The sequence below is a fragment of the Streptococcus mitis genome, assembly GCF_946188685.1.
GTDB lineage: Bacteria > Bacillota > Bacilli > Lactobacillales > Streptococcaceae > Streptococcus > Streptococcus mitis_CC.
In genome coordinates this window covers 38393-56287 of record NZ_CAMHWH010000002.1, presented here as the reverse complement: position 1 = coordinate 56287, position 17895 = coordinate 38393, and the positions used below count along the sequence as shown (strand labels likewise).

Genomic DNA, 17895 nt, shown 5'->3' with positions numbered 1-17895 from the left:
GGCTTCTCCTTTAGGCAGCGGTTAATTTCTTATGTAGGTAGCTTCCGAGTTTACGGGCTCCAAAATTAAAGATGAGGATAAAGATGAGGAGCACGGCAGCAGAACCTGCTGATACGATGGTCCCATCAGGAATAGTTCCTTCGCTATTGACTTTCCAGATGTGGACAGCCAAGGTTTCTGCTTGACGGAAGATAGAGATTGGGCTAGTCACACTGAGAATATTCCAGTTAGACCAGTCTAGGGCTGGAGCGGATTGACCTGCTGTATAGATAAGAGCAGCCGCCTCACCAAAGATACGACCAGAGGCCAAGACGACCCCAGTGACAATACCTGGAAGGGCTTCTGGAATGACAACATGGACAACTGTCTCCCAACGAGAAATCCCAAGGGCCAGACCAGCCTCACGTTGCGTATGGTGAACATGTTTCAAACTGTCTTCAACATTACGAGTCATCTGAGGTAAGTTAAAGACTGTCAAGGCCAAGGCACCTGAAATGATTGAAAATCCATACTCAAACTGAACTACAAAGATTAAGTAACCAAAGAGACCTACAACCACAGATGGCAGTGATGACAAGATTTCAATACAGGTTCTGACAAAATTGGTCACAGGACCTTTTTTGGCGTATTCAGCTAGGAAAATCCCAGCCCCCATAGACAAGGGAACAGAAATAATCAAGGTAATGACCAAAAGGAAGAAGGAATTATAGAGCTGAATTCCAATCCCTCCACCTGCTTGGTAAGAAGAGGATTTGCCAGTCAAGAAAGACCAAGAGATGTGGGGCAAACCACGAACCAAGATATAAAGAATCAAGGATGCCAAGATGGCAACGATAATTCCTGCAATCGAGTAGAGGACAGCTGTTGCAATTTTATCTAATTTCTTAGCGTGCATAGTTTTTCTTTCCTCTTTCTTTCGTAATCAATTTAATGACACTGTTGAAAGCCAAACTCATCAAAAGTAAGACTAAGGCCAGTGACCAAAGTACGTTATTATCAACTGTTCCCATAACGGTATTTCCGATACCCATGGTCAAAACAGAGGTCAAGGTCGCAGCTGGTGTTGTTAAGGAAGTTGGAACTACCGCTGAGTTTCCGACTACCATCTGAATAGCCAAGGCCTCACCAAAGGCACGCGCCATCCCAAAGACCACTGCTGTAAAAATCCCTGAACGCGCAGCCTTTAAGGTCACGCGCCAGATGGTTTGCCAACGAGTGGCTCCCATAGCCAAACTAGCTTCGCGGTAGTGACGAGGCACCGCACGCAAGCTATCCGTTGTCATAAAGGTTACCGTCGGTAAAATCATGACAAAGAGAACGAAAATCCCTGACAAAATCCCAAAACCAGTTCCACCAAAGACACTACGGACAAAGGGAACCACGACCTGCAAACCGATAAATCCATACACGACTGAAGGAATTCCGACTAGCAATTCAATGGCTGGTTGCAAGATTCTAGCACCTTTTGGTGAGACTTCGGTCATAAAGACTGCCGCACCAATGGCAAAAGGAGTTGCGATAAGGGCTGATAGGATTGTGACAATAAAGGAACCCAAAATCATAGGAAGGGCACCAAATTGTTTACCTGAAGGATTCCAAGTTTGTCCAAAAAGGAAATCAAAGATATTGACCCCATTTACAAAGAAGGTTGACAAGCCTTTTTGGGCTACGAAAATCAAAATCATAGCCACAATGATGACAATCAAAGACAGACAGGCAAAGGTCAAGCCTTTTCCTAATTTCTCTAAACGAGAGTTCTTTGAGGGAGAAAGTAATTTTTTAGCTAATTCTTCTTGATTCATTATTGACTCCCTTCTAGTGCTGTCACTGTTCCTACAGCATCTTTTTCAACCTTCATTTCCTTGACAGAAATGTAGCCCATTCCCTTAACGATTCCGCTTTGTGCTTCATCTGAGAGGACAAAGTTGAGAAATTCTGCCACCAATTCATTCGGTTGACCTAAGGTGTACATGTGTTCATAAGACCACAAAGGCCAGTTATTGGTTGTTACATTTTCTGCAATCGGCTCATAGCCGTTCAATTTCATGCGTTTCACCGAGTCATCCACATAGGCAAAGGCTAGGTAAGAAATGGCTCCTGGTGTCTGGGAAACAATGTTTTTGACCATCCCATTTGAATCCTGTTCTTGACTCTGCACGGCAGATTGGCCATCCATGACAACACTATCAAAGGTTGCACGCGAACCAGAACTTGCTGCACGGTTGATAATAGAAATGGCTAGATCTTTCCCACCGACTTCTTTCCAGTTGGTTACTTTGCCTGTGAAGATGCTACGGAGTTGTTCAGTTGTCAGATTTTCAACATCAACTTCCTTGTTCACAATCACCGCCAAGCCCGCTACCGCAACCTTGTGGTCCACTAGGGCTGAGGCGTTGATACCGTCTTTTTCCTCGGCAAATACGTCTGAATTTCCTACATCAACGGCTCCAGATTGAACCTGAGACAGACCTGTACCAGATCCTCCACCTTGGACGTTGACTGTTTTTCCAACATGCAGAGAGCCAAATTCATCTGCTGCTGCCTCGACCAAGGGCTGAAGAGCCGTTGAGCCAACAGCTGTCATGGATTCTCCACGATCAATCCAGCTAGCACATCCCGCCAAAGAACCTGCTAGCAAAAGAGCTGCAAGGGATAGAGCGAGTTTTTTCCTTTTTTTCACTGTTTTTCTCCTTGAAAATAATGGTGAATGCTGTGAATTTTTTCAATTATTTATTTATGTTTTTCTTTTGAAAATTAGGAGGCAACTGAAGTTGCTAGCTTGGTTTTACTAGAAATTTGCTCAGTTACCGTTTCCACCAATTTTGACTTAAAATGAAAGACAATTTGAAAAAAATCCATACTTCCACTATAACATAGACAAGCTACTTTGACTAGCATTTTCACTTGAATCTGAGGCCTTTTGGAAAATAATTTTTCAAAACATTTCCAGTCACCTTAGCAAAGCCCAAACCGTTGCCCTGAACCAAAACTTGGTACCAACCATTTGGCAGACTTTCCGCCAACTGAACGGTTTCTCCAGCCACATACTTCACAAACGCTTCTTGGTCAATTTCAACCGACTGCTTGACCTGACTCGGTTTCAAGGCTAGGCCAAGAGCGAAACTGGGCTCAAAACGTTTCTTCTTAAAGGTACCCAGATGGAGTCCATTGCGAGCAATCTTGAGTTTCCCTAGATCTGGCAAGAGTTCTGGCAAGAGATAAAGCTGGTCACCAAACGTCTGCAAGATACCGGGTAGATTGATTTTTAAGTGTTTTTGGGCAAATTCCTGCCACAAGGCAACTTGTTCACGGCTAAGATTGCTCTTGCTTGCCTTAAATTTAGGAACTGGATTTTCACCTTTAAACTGTAGATGGGCTACAAACTGCCCTTCTCCCTTAAAATGATGAGGATACATCCGAGCCGTTTCTGGCAAGTCAATACCAGCTACCATTCCATTAATATGTTCAACTGGCAACAAGTCAAAATCATACTTATCCAACAACCAATTGACAATCTCTTCGTTTTCCTCAGGTGCCCAGGTACAAGTCGAATAAACCAGACGACCGCCCTCAGCTAACATGGTCACCGCATCTGCTAAAATTTCTCTTTGTAAACTAGCACATTGACTCGGATAATCAAGACTCCAATAGTCCATAGCATCTGGCTGCTTACGGAACATCCCTTCACCAGAACAAGGGGCATCAAGGACAATGAGATCAAAATAGCCTTTAAAGACCTTAGCCAAGCGATCAGCAGATTCATTGGTCACCACGACATTTGTCGCTCCAAAGCGCTCCATGTTTTCTACTAAAATCTTAGCCCGTTTGCTTGAAATTTCATTGGAAACAAGGAGACCCTCCCCTGCTAGATAGGCTGCAAGCTGAGTTGATTTACCTCCAGGTGCAGCGGCCAAGTCCAAGACCTTCATTCCAGGACTGGGTTGGGCGACCTGAGCCACCATCTGGGCAGCGGGTTCTTGCGAATAAACCAAACCAGTAGCATGCTCAGGTGATTTCCCTGAAACCTTCCCATAATGTCCCCAAGGAGTTTGAGGAATGGCGTCAGAAAAAGAAACTGGCGCTTCTTTTAAAGGATTGACCCGAAAAGCCGAAACCGCTTCCTCCTCAAAAGAGGCAAGAAAATCTCTTGCCTCATCTCCTAGTATCTCTTCATATTTTTCAACAAATCCTTCTGGAAATTGCATTTAAGTTCTTTTCCTTTCGTAAATATAGGACTGAATTTCCTCCAGCATCTCAAGAGGCACCATCATGACTGGCTGTCTGGTTTGAAAATCAAGAGCTTCACCAGAAAGAGTCACAACCCGATAGCCCAGACTTTCCCCTAAAATACTAGCTGCAGCATAATCCCATGGTTGGAGATAAGTGACATAGGTCAACAAACGCCCTGACAAAATCTTGGCAAAACTAATGGCCGCACTCCCATAGACACGTACACCAAGGACCGCTCGTCCCAAATCAGCCAAGCCCCATTCATTGGTTTCCAACATACCACTATTCCCTGCAATGAGAAAATCTCCAAGTGGTTTTGCTTGAAAGGGAGCTAGGGGCTGATCGTTTCGACAAACCGGAAACTTACCACCACCGTGATAACAATCCCCTTTGATCACATCATAAATGAGACCAAACTGACCTTGACCATTTTCAAAATAAGCCATCATGACAGCAAAATCTTCCTGCTGGGCTACAAAATTATTGGTCCCATCAATCGGATCAATGACCCAAACCTTGCCCTCTTGAACTGAAGCTCGCAAACAGCCCTCTTCAGCACAAATCTTATCCTCAGGATAACGAGACAAAATCTCACTAACCAAGAATTCCTGAACTTCCTTGTCCAGTCTGGTTACCAAATCTGTTGGAGAGGACTTGGTCTCAACACGCAAGTCTTCCTGCATATGGTCAAGGATGTACTGACCCGCCTTCTTGACAAGCTCTTTGGCAAATTCAAATTTACTTTCCAAGAGAAATCTTTCCTTCCCCTTTTTCCTTAGCCGCCTGAACTGCTCGGTAAAGCGAATAGCCACTCACTGTTTCAAATTCTCGTCCCAAACGTTTCTCTTCGCTCTTGCTTGGCACAACCGCCTTGAATCCCTTATAGGAGTCCAGTAACTTTTTGGCCTCTACCTTGCCTTCATAGGCAGCTTCAACATCATTAAAAAAAGAAAGCACTGAAGCAAGTTCTTCAGTGCTCCACGACAAATCTAGTGGGTAACTATACTGTTTGTTCATTAACTAATACCAGCTCTCATTCTTGCTTCTTTTAGTTCTTGCTTACGGTAACTACGAGGGAGAAAAGCACGAATCTCATCTTCATTAAAACCGATCTGCATACGTTTGGCATCGATAATAATTGGACGACGCAAAAGACTTGGATACTGCTCAATCAAATGAAGCAATTCTGATACCGAAATACTTTCTACATCAATATCTAATTTTTGAAAAATTTTTGAACGAGTTGAAATGATGTCATCAGTACCATTTTCGGTCAAGGAAAGGATGTGTTGCAATTCTTTTCTTGTTAAAGGACTGGTCATAATATTGTGTTCCTCAAAGGGAACCTTATGTTTTTCTAACCAGGCCTTTGCCTTACGACATGAAGTACAGCTCGGTGATAGAAATAGTGTAATCATGCTTTTCTCTTCTTATCTATACTTTGCTACTTCTATTATACAAAAAAATAAAGCGCTTGACTAGAGATTTTTAGAAAAAAAGCCTATTTTTTCAAGAAAAATAGACTGTTTGCGAACGATTAACTCTTTTTAGATTTGATTAATTCATTCTTGACAATAGTTTCGAATCACATACCTAATTGATTTATGCAAAATAAGAATATCTTTCGTTTCACTTCCTACGGCTTTTCAGGTATAGAAAACCAAAGAAGCTTTCATAGAGGGCAAAAAAGAGGAGGAAGGCATGAAGGAAGAAAGTCTCTGGTAAAATCAGAATCACTGGATCCTTGGCTGGATCAAAAAGCCAAGTATCATCTCCCACAAAGAGAATTTGATGGAAAAGGGTAAAGAATTGGTCAAAACCAATCAACACTCCTCCAAGGCCAATCAGCAAAGGCAAGACCACTAGAGCCAGAAGCCCTTTACTAAATAGAGATAAAAAGCCTTTTTTCACAATCCCTTTGACAAAGAAATAGAAACTTGGCAGTGTCACTAGAGATACTATCTGAACCAAGTGGAAGAGATTCTTGACCACCTCAAAGTGGTGCAGACCAGCTGCTGACGAACGAAAATCAGGCATCTGCAAGACCTGACTAAAAGGATTGGTCAGATAATTCATCAAAATATAAAAGTTGTATTGAATGGTTTCTGGTTTTAGATAGACCCGATTGGTCAAATTCAGCCACTGAATTTCCAGCGGATAAAAAATCCAAGCCAAATAAATGGTCAAAAGGATTGAGAGGGAGAGGAGAAAGAGCATAGAGCTCCAAAAGGTCAGTTTAGTTTTCATCAAAGTTCCACTCCGCAAGGCTAGAAACCACATGAGTCGGTGCGATTGGCAGGTCTGCCAATTCTTCTGCCTTGGTAAAACCTGTTGTCACCAAGAGCGTTGGAATACCGTTGTCAATCCCTGCTCGGATATCTGTTAAATAGTTATCCCCAACCATAATCAACTCTTCACGTTGCAAACCTAAGTGCTCAACTGCCTTGTTCATAATGATGGCATTTGGTTTCCCGATATAAACAGGATTCACTCGTGTTGCTACTTCAAGCAGCGTAATCAGTGAACCAGCACCTGGCAAAAGACCGCGTTCTGTAGGAATGTTGAGGTCAGGATTGGTTCCGATAAAGTGAGCACCCTTTTGGATAGCCAGAGTTGCTGTCGCAAATTTTTCATAGTCGACTTGCCAGTCCAGACCTACTACCACATAGGCAGGATTATCCTTGTCTTCCACATAACCAGCCGCCTTGATGGCTTCCTTGAGCCCTGCTTCTCCGATAACATAGACGGTCTTTTCAAGACCCAAGTCGTTCATATAGTCGATAGTCGCCAAAGTCGCTGTGTAGACAGTCGATAGGGGCGTATCGATATTAAAATTCTGAGCCAACATCTCCTGAACACTCTCTGGAGTGCGGGTTGTATTGTTGGTTACAAAGAGATAGGGAATGTCCCGCTTTTGCAATTCATGAACAAAAGCCTCCCCTGCTGGAATTCGATCCTTCCCCTTATAAATGGTTCCGTCTAAATCAATTAAATAGCCTTTATATTTCATATTTTTCTCTAATCCTCCTTCATTTCTTGCCAAGTAATGATAGCTTGTGCATTGGTAGCACCGTCGCTTGTAATCTCATGTTTGCTTTCCAGTCCAGTCCGTTCAACAGCCGATGTAATCACCCCACCTGGTCGAACTTCCTTGACATACTTGAGGTTGATTTTCTTGGGAATATATTGGGTCAAAAAGTCCGCTCCCATGACCTCAAAAATCCAGTCCAGATATTTACTGTTATTGACATGACCATTCATATCCAAATCGTAAAAACGGACATGGTAATCCTTGCTGACTGACTCTTCCAAAGGCTCATACTTTGGACCACGGATAAGTTTTTTATCAAAATCAGACTGGTAAGGAGCCACAATCTCAGGTTCGACAGCATGGACTTTTCGACTGTCTCGGTTCATGAGAACAAAGGTCGCCATCATGTGGATAAGGTCCTGTCCTGCTTCATCATAAATAGTAAAGCGACGGTAGCAAAAGAGCCGATTGTAGCTCAAAGCTTCCGTTTCGATGGTAATTTCTTCCGCAAAACGAGGCAAACGAACCACCTCAATATCATAGTCTGTGATAATCCAGACCAGATTATAGTCCTCCAAAATGGCCTTATCACTAACTCCTAGTTCAATCGACTGCATCCCTGAAACTTGCAGAGACAGCAAAATCACATCTGGAAGCTTGATATGACCGTTCATATCCGCCATATCAAAAGGAATTTTCATTTTCATTTGATAAGTTAAGCCCATCATCCTACTCCAAAATAAATCGTTCTGCTACGGTGTCTCCCAAAAAGAGACCTCTCTTTGTCATGCGAACTCGGTCACCCTCTATTTGCATGAGACCTTTTTGAACCAAGTCTCTGACGATTTCGCCATATAGTCCATCAAAAGACCGGCCAAATTTTTCCTCAAATCGCGCCATAGAGACCCCTGATTTCTTGCGGAGGCCCAAGAACATTTCTTCTTCCATTTGCTCTTTTTGACTCAGGTGCTCTTCTGTGATGCGAGCATTGCCTTCCTCAACTGCATTAAGATAATGACGAATCGGACCATGATTTTTATAGCGTACTCCATTTACATAACCAGAGGCCCCAGCACCGATGCCATAGTATTCAGCATTGTCCCAGTACATGAGATTGTGGCGACTTTCAAAACCAGGCTTTGAGAAATTAGAAATCTCATAATGTTCAAAACCAGCTCGCTCCAGCTCTGCGATGATATACTCAAACATCTCAGCCTCAAGTTCCTCCTTAGGCAGAGGCAATTTCCCTCGTCGCATACGGTTCATAAAGACCGTATGATTTTCCAAAATCAAACTATACAAACTCATATGAGGAATATCCAGTCCAATAGCCTTAGCCACATTGTCCTTAACTTGCTCCATAGTCTGACCAGGCAGTGCATAAATCAAGTCAATAGAGATATTGTCAAAACCAGCCAGTTTCAGGCGGTCGATATTTTCATAAATGTCCTTCTCCAAATGACTGCGCCCAATCTTTTTCAGCATTTTGTTATCAAAAGTTTGCACACCTAGCGAAACACGATTGACAGCCGAGTTTTTCAAAACAGCTATCTTATCTGCATCCAAATCGCCTGGGTTGGCCTCAATGGTCAACTCTTCCAAGACTGACAAATCTAGATTTTTAGTCAAGCCATTTAAGAGCACCTCTAATTGCGGTGCTGACAAAGCCGTTGGCGTCCCACCACCGATGTAAAGGGTTCGTAACTTTTGAATGTCATAAGAACGAAACTCTTCCAGCAAATGCTCCAAATAACTATCTACCGGCTGATTCTTGATAAAAACTTTTGAAAAGTCACAGTAATAACAAATCTGGGTACAAAATGGGATGTGCACATAGGCTGACGTTGGTTTCTTCTGCATAGTAATTATTATACCACAAAGACAGGCTACGAGAAAAAAATCACCATCCCCAGATACATAGTCCGTCCAGAGATGGTGATGGTTTATTCTTCTGTTATGTCAATAACAATCTCTTCTGATTCATCAAGAGTTTCAGCCTTTTCTTGCCATTGCTCCTTGAGATTATTGAATCGATCTTTTGATGCTTCTGTCGCTTGACGAGCACATGATTTGGCTTGAGCAAGTACACTGTCCACAGTAATTTCACCTGACTCAACCTGTTCTTTGGTTTTAAGAACAAAATCTGTAGCCTGTTCCTTGACTTCTGTCAGTTTTTCACAGACCTGCTCCTTGGCATACTCAGGATCTTCTCTCAAATCATCTAGAAAATCTTGAGCCTGACTGCAAACTTGTTTGCCCTTGTCGCTTGTTAAAAACAAGGCAAGAGCTGCACCTGAAACGGTTCCTAAAAGGATTGAGGATAGTTTACCCATAAGAATTCTCCTTTTTTATTTTTTGAAAAATTTACTTGCAAGACGAAGAGCTGACAAACTTGCACCAGTCTTAAGTGTTTTTGAACCAGCTGATGAAGCTTTCTTACTCAATACACGCGCATGGTCATTGAGATCTGAAACAGATAGAGATAAATCTGCAACAGCACTAAAGAGTGGATCAATCGTTGCCACCTTGACATTGATATCATCTGCCAAGACATTGACCTTAGCCAGCAATTCATTGGTATGATGCAAGGTCACATCCACATCTGAAGTCAAGGTTTTAATCGTCTTCTCTGTTTCATCGATAACACGTCCAAGCTTTTGTACAGTAATGATTAGATACACTAAAAATACAATCAAAGCAAAGGCTACAAGAATATATGCAACTTCTAACATTTAGTTTTCCTCCTCTGAAATATAGTAAGGGGCTTTCTTACGATTTTGATATAGAATGATAAAAATACCGAGACCGATAAGGACAACTGATAGCCATTGAGACACTCGAAGACCAAAGAACATGAGGCTATCTGTCCGCATGCCTTCGATGACCATACGACCGAAACCATACCAAATCAAGTAAAAGGCAGTGATATGACCTCGTCTGAGACTCTTCCATTTTCGTCTGAATATCAAAATTAAAGTAAATCCAAGTAGATTCCATAGAGACTCATAAAGGAAGGTCGGTTGACGGTAGCTCCCCTCAATATACATCTGGTCACGGATAAAGCCAGGTAGATAATCCAGATTATCCACTGCTGCACCATAAGCTTCTTGGTTAAAGAAATTGCCCCAGCGACCCAAACTTTGGGCTATCATGACGCTAGGCGCCGCAATATCTAGAAAATCCCAAGTATTGATGAGTTTGCGATCAGCAAAGATATAGAGGACAAGGGCACCAGTAATCAAACCACCGTAGATGGCCAAACCACCATTCCAAATGGCAAAAATTTCTCCTAAGTTCTGACTATAGTAATCAAAACGGAAAATAACATAGTAGAGACGAGCTCCTAAAATAGCCAGAGGAAAGGCTACTAAGATAAAATCTAAAATATCGTCTGGTATGATCTTCTTTCTAGGCGCTTCTTTCATGGTCAAATAAACCGCCAAAATCAAGCCTGTCACAATACACAAGGCATACCAACGAATGGCTAGAGGGCCTAGATGAATAGCAATTGGATCAAGCATGAGGCACCTCCTCATTTTGAGCAATAAGATTGGTCAAACGTTCTTCGAACAAACGCGTCGCATCAAAGCCCATTTCCTTGGCACGATAATTCATGGCAGCAGCCTCAATCACGACAGAGATATTCCGACCTGTTTTAACTGGAATACGGATACGAGGAATGCCTACGCCAGAAATTTCTATTTCTTCAGCATTGTTTCCAAGACGATCAAAAGTCTTATGCGTATCGTAATTTTCCAAGTAAACAGCCAGCTGGACTTGTGAAGAATCCTTGACCGCACTCGCACCGTAGAGGCTCATAACATCGATAATCCCAACCCCACGAATTTCAATCAAGTGTTTCAAGATTTCAGCTGGTTCACCCCAAAGAGTAATCTCATCCTTGGCAAAGATATCGACACGGTCATCTGCTACCAAGCGGTGACCACGTTTGACAAGCTCTAAACCTGTTTCACTCTTACCGATGCCACTATCACCCTGAATCAAGACACCCATACCATAGATATCCATCAATACACCGTGCACACTGGTCCGTTCTGCCAAACGAGAATCCAGATAACTAGATAACTCTCCAGATAAACGACTAGTTGCTGTACGACTGGTTAAAATGGCAATCTTACATTCTCTAGCTGCTTTTAACATTTCCTCTGGAACAACCAAACCACGGGCAACAATGACCGCAGGTGTCTCAGGTAGAAACATTTTTTTCAAGACTTGGTAACGGTTGTGAGAGGACATCGAAACGAGGTAGGACCACTCCTTCATTCCCAAGAGCTGGATTCGCTCTGGAGTGTAATAGTCAAAATAGCCTGTCATTTCAAGACCAGGTCGCGTAATGTCCGCGGTATTAATTTCCTTTTCAAGTAATTCTGGTTCGCCATAGACAATGTCTAGTCTAAGCTTTTCAATCACTTCTTTTACTAAAACCGACATCATTTCCTCCTTCAAATGAGTTCTTCTCTCTATTATATCAAATTGTAGGAGGATATTTGAGATTTTTGCAGGCTTTGTAGTATTTATTTAAAAGAAAAAGACTAGATTTCTCTAGCCTTTCATTTCTAATTAGAATTTTTTACGTTTACGAGCTGCTTCTGATTTACGTTTACGTTTTACAGAAGGTTTTTCATAGAATTCACGTTTGCGTGTTTCTTGAAGAGTACCAGCTTTAGTAACCGCACGTTTGAAACGACGAAGTGCGTCGTCAAGAGATTCATTCTTACGTACTACTGTTTTAGACATTTTTTTCACTCCCTTCAAGTTCAAGATCTATTCTATTTTACACGTAAAAGGAATAATTGTCAAGAAAAAATGCGGTTTAATTTTTATTTTTTCTTCCATTTATACAAGAGTTTAAAGCACTCAGATAGAAGAAACTGAAGGGGTTCGTTTTTTATTTTTCAAGCAAGCTGAGCGCTTCAGCATCTGCAATAATGGTCACATCTGGGTGGTTTTGTAGGCTACTTGCTGGTAGGCTCTCAGTCACTGGTCCAGACACTGTTCCAGCAATGGCTTCTGCTTTCGACTCACCGTAAGCAAAGAGAAGGATTGACTTGGCATCCAAGATGTTTTTAATCCCCATTGAAATGGCTTGGGTTGGAACGTCTTCAATCTTGTCAAAGAAACGTGCGTTTGCTTCGATAGTAGACTTGTCAAGTTCTACAAGGTGAGTTTGACTGTCAAATGGAGTACCAGGTTCATTAAATCCGATATGTCCATTGCGACCGATTCCCAAGATTTGGAGGTCAACTGGATGATCAGCCAAAATTTGGTTGTAGCGTTCAACTTCAGCTTCAGCATGATCCTTAACCCCACGAGGCAAGAAACTTTCTTTAAATGGTTTTTGGTTGAACAAGTTTTCTTGCATGAAGTGACGATAAGACTGAGGATTGTCGCCATTAAGGCCTACATACTCATCAAGGTTGACACTAGTTAGATTTGAAAAATCAAGGTCACTTTCAACGATTTCTTTGTAAAATTCAAGCGGGCTGCTTCCTGTCGCAAGTCCCAATGTTTGAGCACCATTAGCCAATTTTTCCTTCAAAATCTCAAAAGCAACTTTTCCACCTTCAACTTGGTTTTCAACTTTAATAACTTTCATCTTTTCATCCTCCATTTCTATCTATATTTATTATATGGTATAGACCAATTTTTGTCAAGTGAAAACGATTTAATTTCTAAAAAAAGAGCGTCCACACTTGAAACATGTTATAATGGATAAGATTAGAACTTAGAAAGAATGAACAGATATATGAATACAGCTGATTTTGATTTCCACTTACCTGAGGAATTGATTGCCCAAACACCCCTTGAAAAACGAGATGCCTCTAAACTCCTCATCGTCAACCGTGAGACGGGAGAAATGCAGGATAAACACTTCCACTCTATTATTGACATGCTGGAACCTGGTGATGCCCTTGTCATGAACGACACCCGCGTTCTCCCTGCTCGCCTCTATGGTCAAAAAGAGGAGACAGGAGGCCATGTGGAACTTCTCCTGCTAAAAAATACTGCTGGAGATGAGTGGGAAGTTCTGGCTAAACCTGCTAAACGCCTCAAGGTTGGCACTCGTGTTAACTTTGGTGATGGTCGTCTCAGCGCTGTCGTGACGGAAGAATTGACCCACGGGGGCCGTATTGTTCGCTTTGAATACCAAGGAATTTTCCTAGAAGTCTTGGAAAGCCTGGGTGAAATGCCTCTGCCACCTTATATCCACGAAAAACTGGATGACCGTGAACGTTATCAAACCGTCTACGCCAAGGAAAGTGGCTCTGCTGCTGCACCGACTGCTGGACTGCACTTCACCAAAGAACTGCTGGCAGAAATCCAAGCTAAGGGTGTTCATCTAGTCTATCTGACTCTCCATGTCGGACTCGGTACCTTTAGACCCGTTTCAGTTGACAATCTGGACGAACATGAAATGCACTCAGAATTCTACCAGCTTTCTGAGGAAGCTGCTGCCACCCTTCGCTCTGTCAAGGAAAATGGAGGCCGTGTCATCGCTGTCGGAACCACTTCTATCCGCACCTTGGAGACTATTGGTTCCAAGTTTGATGGGCAAATCCAAGCAGATTCTGGCTGGACCAATATCTTTATCAAACCCGGCTATGAATGGAAGGTTGTAGATGCCTTTTCAACCAACTTCCACCTGCCAAAATCAACTCTGGTCATGTTGGTTTCTGCCTTTGCAGGCCGTGAATTAGTCTTAGACGCTTACCACCATGCCATCCAAGAACACTACCGCTTCTTTAGTTTTGGCGATGCCATGTTTATCTACTAATTTTCACAATCAAAAAGCGCATATTATCAAGGTTTTATAAAGCCTGATAGTATGCGTTTTGTAATGGATAAAAAATGAGTTAATTTATTTTCAAGCTCTTATCTTTCAAACTCTGAACACTGGCATTGATAACCGCACCGACAATTAAAATCTTAGCGATGAGAATAAACCAGAACATCATGACCACCACGACGACGGAACTGAAAAAACGCACGTCCACTAGGTGATTGACATAATTGTTAATATAGACTGAAAAGATATTGAGCAGTAAGGCCAGAGTCAATAAGACAAAGGCACTACCTGGCAATACATGTCGAATTCGTCGTTCCTTAACATTAGGCAGGAAATAATAAAGCATGACCAAGATTGCAAAAATCAAAGCATAGACCAAGGGGCCTGTCAGGTCTTGCAGATAATCAAAGAGAGGACTATCCGATTTCCAGTAACTTTTGATAAGGTTGAGAAGCATGCGACCAAAGACACTCAGAAAAAGAGCTAAGGCAAAGAGAATCTGCAGACCAAAACTGACAAATAAACTCATGAGTTGATGAGAAATCATCCCACGATCTTTTGCTACTCCGTAAGCTTTATTAAAGGCTTTCTGTAGAAAGTTCATGGATTTTGAAAAGGTCCAGAGGGCTGACAAAACCGCAAAACTCAATAAACCCGTTGACGGTTGGGTCAGTACTTCTGTAATAATCTTTGCAACCACATCATACATGGTATCGGGCAAGAATTCATTGACGACTTTTAAAAAATTAGAAACTGGAATCTGAAAATAAGGGAGGATATTGACCACCACCAAGAGCAGGGGGAAAATCGAAATCAACCAATAGTAGGCTACTGCGACACTGGTCAACTCACTATCTGATGCTTGATAATAATGCAAAAAAGCTTTTACTAAAGGCTTGTCTGTCAGCTCTTTCCACCACTTCTTCATGTCACACTCCTTCACTTATAATCTTGATTAATTTCTTCTTACCAATTCCATCATATCATAAGGGAGGGTATTGGCAGCTTCCTTCAAGGAATAGTTCTCTAAGTTATTGACATTTTGTCGTAACTTCTTGGCATACTTGGTCGTAATCAATCGTTTTTCTTCGTATTCGAAAATCAACTTGCGCTCCAAGTAATAGCCTCTCAGCATTTCATCGATATTGTTGGGCTTAACACGATTGATAACCCGTTCGACAAAGGCACCACTGGTGATAATAGCTGTTTCACGAAGACGAGAATCCTGCATGAAGCTGATCAAAGAACTCTTATAAACCCCTTTTAGGTTCTCCAAACTTTCGATAATCATCTCTGTATTTTCTAGATAGAGCTCTGCTATTTGGTCATAGTCAAGGGCTCTGAGTTTCTGTGATTCTTCATTTTTCCAACTTCGGAAGGTCTTGCCAAGAGTAAAGACTTCGTGGAGGAGAAAACGTAAAATCCGCAAGGAAACAAGGAAATAATAGGTCAATCGTGACGCGAACTTACGATTGATACTTTGTTCCATGTTTTTCAAATAACGTTGGTAAACTCGATAGGCACGCTCACTCATCTTGCCTTCTTCGTAGGCTTGTTCTAAACCATCACTTTCAATACTGAGGATAAGAAGCTTCAAGGCCTCCCAGTCTTCTTGAGCCCCCTTGTTTTCTTGATTCAGGATAAGGTTCTCTATTCGTCCATGATAATTGTCAATAGCCGCATAAAGGGGAAGTTTATTTTTAGTGTCTTCCAACTCTTTTTCCAACTCTAGCGTTACTTCATTCAAAATGGCGATATGCATGAGATAGTCCTTGCTTTCTTCCTGTTCATCAGAAAGATGAGGCAAGACCAAGAGACCGGTTAAAAAGCTTACCAGCGTCACACCTGCGACAAGAAAAAGCAAGAGAGGATACTTCTGTTCTAAATCACTTGGTATCAAAAGAATCGTAGCAATCGACACGGTTCCCTTGACACCTGAGAAGGTCAAGAGAAGCATGTCCTTTATATACTTATTTAGCTTTTTCTTGAGGCGTCGTGTTCTGTAGGCATAATAGCCATAAATCATGACAAAACGAATAGCAAAGAGGACAAAGGTAAGGGCGACAAGAGATCCCAGCAAGAGCAGGGGATTGTAGATTGGATTGGTCAAGATAGGTTCTGCTATCATTTCCAACTCCATCCCTAAAATCACAAAGACAGAACCGTTCAGCATAAAGTTCACTGTATGCCAGACCGTCTCGGTCACCGTATCCACTTGGGCTTCGAGGAGCGTGATTTTCTTGAAGCGACTTGCCTTTAAAATCCCAGCAACTACAACGGCAATAATCCCTGAAACGTGTACTTCTTCTGCTAGAAAGAAGGTCACCAGAGGCAAACTCAATTCTAATAAAAGCTCACTAGCAATATCCGTTGCTCTCACACTTAGCAAGAAGCTATGGAGGAAACGGTTGGTCATGGCTGTTAAAAAACCAATCAAAAAACCGCCTAGGATTGAAAAGATGAGCGAACTACTCGCTTGCCCAAGGGAAAAGGCTCCAGTTGTCCAAGCTGTCAAAGCTACCTGAAAGGCCACCAAACCAGAAGCATCATTCAAGAGTCCTTCACCCTTAAGGATATTGGACACGCGCTTAGGAAAGCTAAAACGCTCCGAAAGAGAGGCAAAAGCAACCAAGTCCGTAGGGCCAAGGGCCGCCCCAACAGCCAAACAAGCCGCCAAGGGAAGGCTGAGCCAAAGAAGATGGGCCAAGCCACCCAAACTCAAGGTAGAGATAAAAATCACTGGAAATATGAGATAGACAATGATTCGCCAGTGTTTTAAAATAGCTGTAATATCCGCTTCCTCAGACTCTCGGAAAAGCAAGGGCCCGATAACCAGGGCCAAAAACAACTCCGTATTGAGGTGAAAGTCGGTATTGGGTAAAAAGAGACCAATCACAATTCCCAACAGAATTTGCACCAAAGGGAGAGGCAAAAAGGGCAGGAGTTTATTGGTTGTACTTGAGACAATCAAAACCAGTAAAAATAGTATTAAGTAAATCAGTAATTCCACGCACGTCCTCCTTAATCTTTTTTACAACAGGATTCAAATATCTCCTTCTGCTCTTTGATTTTTTGGTCAATCTTGGAACAATCCTTGTGCTCAATTTTTCTCTGGCACCGTTCCATTTCAAGAGCAACTAATTTTTTCTTGATTTTAAGCATTTTTTTGCTCATGTGTGCTTGGTCTAACACACCCACCGCTCGTTCGTGGTGGGTTGACTCAACAAATTTCTGGCGCATGGCATCCAGCTTTTCACGTAGGTATTGTTTATCCATGTCTATATCTCTCTAATTTTTCAATCATCACTAAAAACGGCGGGTTGTTGACTTGGTTTAAAGTTCGGTAAATGGCAACTGTGTACTCTTGTTGGTTCAACTGGCTAACAAACTCCAAGACAGCATCTTTCTCGAGGTCGCCTCCTTCATGACCATAGTAAATCATGATGGCGATTCGTCCACCTTTGACAAGTAAACCACACAGCTTTTCTAATGCTTCAATCGTTGTCTGGGGTCGGGTGATAACAGACTTATCAGCTGACGGCAGATAGCCCAGATTGAAAATTCCTGCCTTGGCTTCTGTCACAAACTGGTCCAGTGTCTCATGACCTTGCAAGATTAATTGGGCATTTGTCATTCCAGCCTGGTTCAAACGCTCCTGAGTCTTTTCCAAGGCTTGTTCCTGAATATCAAAGGCATAGACTTTCTTGGCTAGCTTGGCTAGAAAAAGGGTATCATGACCATTTCCCATGGTCGCATCCACTACGATATCCTCTTTTGTCACTACCTCAGACAAAAAATCATGTGCCATCTCAAGTGGTCTTTTCAT

At 42.2% G+C, this 17895-nt stretch carries 22 protein-coding genes; 1 reads left to right on the top strand and 21 read right to left on the bottom strand.

The window, feature by feature from the left end; translation table 11 throughout:
• Positions 1-10: 10 nt before the first annotated feature.
• The 17 genes from pstA to N8N51_RS01970 form a co-directional block, all read right to left on the bottom strand.
• Positions 11-895: a phosphate ABC transporter permease PstA gene (gene pstA, locus N8N51_RS02050; protein WP_000543046.1), complete on the bottom strand. Its 885-nt coding sequence runs from the start codon at positions 893-895 to the stop codon at positions 11-13.
• Positions 885-1802 (bottom strand): phosphate ABC transporter permease subunit PstC, encoded by a 918-nt coding sequence (gene pstC, locus N8N51_RS02045; RefSeq protein ID WP_001070903.1) that lies wholly within the window; start codon positions 1800-1802, stop codon positions 885-887. The genes pstA and pstC overlap by 11 nt, the downstream gene beginning before the upstream one ends.
• A complete protein-coding gene (locus N8N51_RS02040; protein ID WP_261103468.1) occupies positions 1802-2680 on the bottom strand; it encodes a phosphate ABC transporter substrate-binding protein PstS family protein in 879 nt (292 codons plus the stop codon). The genes pstC and N8N51_RS02040 overlap by 1 nt, the downstream gene beginning before the upstream one ends.
• Positions 2681-2900: 220 nt before the next feature.
• Complete coding sequence (locus N8N51_RS02035; RefSeq protein ID WP_261103467.1) at positions 2901-4205, bottom strand: RsmF rRNA methyltransferase first C-terminal domain-containing protein; 1305 nt, start codon at positions 4203-4205, stop codon at positions 2901-2903.
• The gene (locus N8N51_RS02030; protein ID WP_084862465.1) at positions 4206-4979 is read right to left on the bottom strand and encodes an inositol monophosphatase family protein; all 774 of its coding nucleotides are present in this window, start codon (positions 4977-4979) and stop codon (positions 4206-4208) included.
• A complete protein-coding gene (locus tag N8N51_RS02025) occupies positions 4969-5247 on the bottom strand; it encodes a UPF0223 family protein (protein WP_001041974.1) in 279 nt (92 codons plus the stop codon). The genes N8N51_RS02030 and N8N51_RS02025 overlap by 11 nt, the downstream gene beginning before the upstream one ends.
• Complete coding sequence (locus tag N8N51_RS02020; protein ID WP_000631254.1) at positions 5247-5648, bottom strand: Spx/MgsR family RNA polymerase-binding regulatory protein; 402 nt, start codon at positions 5646-5648, stop codon at positions 5247-5249. Before N8N51_RS02020 ends, N8N51_RS02025 begins: the two co-directional genes overlap by 1 nt.
• Before the next feature lie 211 nt (positions 5649-5859).
• Positions 5860-6477, bottom strand: coding sequence for a TIGR01906 family membrane protein (locus tag N8N51_RS02015; protein ID WP_261103466.1), 618 nt, complete (start codon positions 6475-6477; stop codon positions 5860-5862).
• On the bottom strand, positions 6467-7240 hold the full coding sequence (locus tag N8N51_RS02010; protein WP_045611263.1) for a TIGR01457 family HAD-type hydrolase: 774 nt from the start codon (positions 7238-7240) through the stop codon (positions 6467-6469). Before N8N51_RS02010 ends, N8N51_RS02015 begins: the two co-directional genes overlap by 11 nt.
• An 8-nt stretch (positions 7241-7248) precedes the next feature.
• The gene (locus tag N8N51_RS02005) at positions 7249-7986 is read right to left on the bottom strand and encodes an acyl-[acyl-carrier-protein] thioesterase (RefSeq protein WP_261103465.1); all 738 of its coding nucleotides are present in this window, start codon (positions 7984-7986) and stop codon (positions 7249-7251) included.
• A gap of 4 nt (positions 7987-7990) precedes the next feature.
• Positions 7991-9121: a radical SAM family heme chaperone HemW gene (gene hemW, locus N8N51_RS02000; RefSeq protein ID WP_261103464.1), complete on the bottom strand. Its 1131-nt coding sequence runs from the start codon at positions 9119-9121 to the stop codon at positions 7991-7993.
• Between the two features lie 83 nt (positions 9122-9204).
• Positions 9205-9594: a YtxH domain-containing protein gene (locus N8N51_RS01995; protein WP_000517381.1), complete on the bottom strand. Its 390-nt coding sequence runs from the start codon at positions 9592-9594 to the stop codon at positions 9205-9207.
• Positions 9595-9609: 15 nt separating this feature from the next.
• Complete coding sequence (locus N8N51_RS01990; RefSeq protein WP_049521484.1) at positions 9610-9993, bottom strand: DUF948 domain-containing protein; 384 nt, start codon at positions 9991-9993, stop codon at positions 9610-9612.
• Positions 9994-10782 carry a prolipoprotein diacylglyceryl transferase gene (lgt, locus tag N8N51_RS01985; protein WP_261103462.1) on the bottom strand — a complete coding sequence of 263 codons (789 nt, stop codon included), beginning with the start codon at positions 10780-10782 and terminating at the stop codon, positions 9994-9996.
• On the bottom strand, positions 10775-11713 hold the full coding sequence (gene hprK / locus N8N51_RS01980) for an HPr(Ser) kinase/phosphatase (protein WP_162927913.1): 939 nt from the start codon (positions 11711-11713) through the stop codon (positions 10775-10777). The genes lgt and hprK overlap by 8 nt, the downstream gene beginning before the upstream one ends.
• Before the next feature lie 129 nt (positions 11714-11842).
• Positions 11843-12019, bottom strand: a complete 177-nt coding sequence (gene rpsU, locus N8N51_RS01975; RefSeq protein ID WP_000048054.1) for a 30S ribosomal protein S21 — start codon at positions 12017-12019, stop codon at positions 11843-11845.
• Between the two features lie 151 nt (positions 12020-12170).
• Positions 12171-12878, bottom strand: a complete 708-nt coding sequence (locus tag N8N51_RS01970) for a glucosamine-6-phosphate deaminase (protein WP_261103460.1) — start codon at positions 12876-12878, stop codon at positions 12171-12173.
• Between the two features lie 150 nt (positions 12879-13028).
• Between N8N51_RS01970 and queA the strand changes: the two genes are divergently transcribed.
• Complete coding sequence (gene queA / locus N8N51_RS01965) at positions 13029-14057, top strand: tRNA preQ1(34) S-adenosylmethionine ribosyltransferase-isomerase QueA (protein WP_261014042.1); 1029 nt, start codon at positions 13029-13031, stop codon at positions 14055-14057.
• A 79-nt stretch (positions 14058-14136) separates the two neighbouring features.
• Here the strand turns inward: queA and N8N51_RS01960 are convergent, their stop codons facing one another.
• The 4 genes from N8N51_RS01960 to mnmM are packed head-to-tail and all read right to left on the bottom strand — an operon-like array spanning position 14137 to position 17895.
• A complete protein-coding gene (locus N8N51_RS01960; RefSeq protein ID WP_261103459.1) occupies positions 14137-14997 on the bottom strand; it encodes a YihY/virulence factor BrkB family protein in 861 nt (286 codons plus the stop codon).
• Positions 14998-15024: 27 nt separating this feature from the next.
• Positions 15025-17079 carry a cation:proton antiporter gene (locus tag N8N51_RS01955; RefSeq protein WP_261103458.1) on the bottom strand — a complete coding sequence of 685 codons (2055 nt, stop codon included), beginning with the start codon at positions 17077-17079 and terminating at the stop codon, positions 15025-15027.
• 11 nt (positions 17080-17090) lie between these two features.
• Positions 17091-17345, bottom strand: coding sequence for a hypothetical protein (locus tag N8N51_RS01950; RefSeq protein WP_261043273.1), 255 nt, complete (start codon positions 17343-17345; stop codon positions 17091-17093).
• Positions 17338-17895 (bottom strand): tRNA 5-(aminomethyl)-2-thiouridylate-methyltransferase MnmM, encoded by a 558-nt coding sequence (gene mnmM / locus N8N51_RS01945; RefSeq protein WP_261103457.1) that lies wholly within the window; start codon positions 17893-17895, stop codon positions 17338-17340. The genes N8N51_RS01950 and mnmM overlap by 8 nt, the downstream gene beginning before the upstream one ends.

Coding starts and splice junctions, on each gene's coding strand:
- pstC (WP_001070903.1), bottom strand. CDS start 1,802: ATGAATCAAGAAGAATTAGCTAAAAAATTACTTTCTCCCTCAAAGAAC.
- N8N51_RS02020 (WP_000631254.1), bottom strand. CDS start 5,648: ATGATTACACTATTTCTATCACCGAGCTGTACTTCATGTCGTAAGGCA.
- hprK (WP_162927913.1), bottom strand. CDS start 11,713: ATGTCGGTTTTAGTAAAAGAAGTGATTGAAAAGCTTAGACTAGACATT.
- queA (WP_261014042.1), top strand. CDS start 13,029: ATGAATACAGCTGATTTTGATTTCCACTTACCTGAGGAATTGATTGCC.
- N8N51_RS02010 (WP_045611263.1), bottom strand. CDS start 7,240: ATGAAATATAAAGGCTATTTAATTGATTTAGACGGAACCATTTATAAG.
- N8N51_RS01960 (WP_261103459.1), bottom strand. CDS start 14,997: ATGAAGAAGTGGTGGAAAGAGCTGACAGACAAGCCTTTAGTAAAAGCT.
- N8N51_RS02025 (WP_001041974.1), bottom strand. CDS start 5,247: ATGAACAAACAGTATAGTTACCCACTAGATTTGTCGTGGAGCACTGAA.
- N8N51_RS01950 (WP_261043273.1), bottom strand. CDS start 17,345: ATGGATAAACAATACCTACGTGAAAAGCTGGATGCCATGCGCCAGAAA.
- N8N51_RS01990 (WP_049521484.1), bottom strand. CDS start 9,993: ATGTTAGAAGTTGCATATATTCTTGTAGCCTTTGCTTTGATTGTATTT.
- rpsU (WP_000048054.1), bottom strand. CDS start 12,019: ATGTCTAAAACAGTAGTACGTAAGAATGAATCTCTTGACGACGCACTT.
- hemW (WP_261103464.1), bottom strand. CDS start 9,121: ATGCAGAAGAAACCAACGTCAGCCTATGTGCACATCCCATTTTGTACC.
- pstA (WP_000543046.1), bottom strand. CDS start 895: ATGCACGCTAAGAAATTAGATAAAATTGCAACAGCTGTCCTCTACTCG.
- lgt (WP_261103462.1), bottom strand. CDS start 10,782: ATGCTTGATCCAATTGCTATTCATCTAGGCCCTCTAGCCATTCGTTGG.
- mnmM (WP_261103457.1), bottom strand. CDS start 17,895: ATGAAAAGACCACTTGAGATGGCACATGATTTTTTGTCTGAGGTAGTG.
- N8N51_RS01970 (WP_261103460.1), bottom strand. CDS start 12,878: ATGAAAGTTATTAAAGTTGAAAACCAAGTTGAAGGTGGAAAAGTTGCT.
- N8N51_RS01995 (WP_000517381.1), bottom strand. CDS start 9,594: ATGGGTAAACTATCCTCAATCCTTTTAGGAACCGTTTCAGGTGCAGCT.
- N8N51_RS02035 (WP_261103467.1), bottom strand. CDS start 4,205: ATGCAATTTCCAGAAGGATTTGTTGAAAAATATGAAGAGATACTAGGA.
- N8N51_RS02005 (WP_261103465.1), bottom strand. CDS start 7,986: ATGGGCTTAACTTATCAAATGAAAATGAAAATTCCTTTTGATATGGCG.
- N8N51_RS02015 (WP_261103466.1), bottom strand. CDS start 6,477: ATGAAAACTAAACTGACCTTTTGGAGCTCTATGCTCTTTCTCCTCTCC.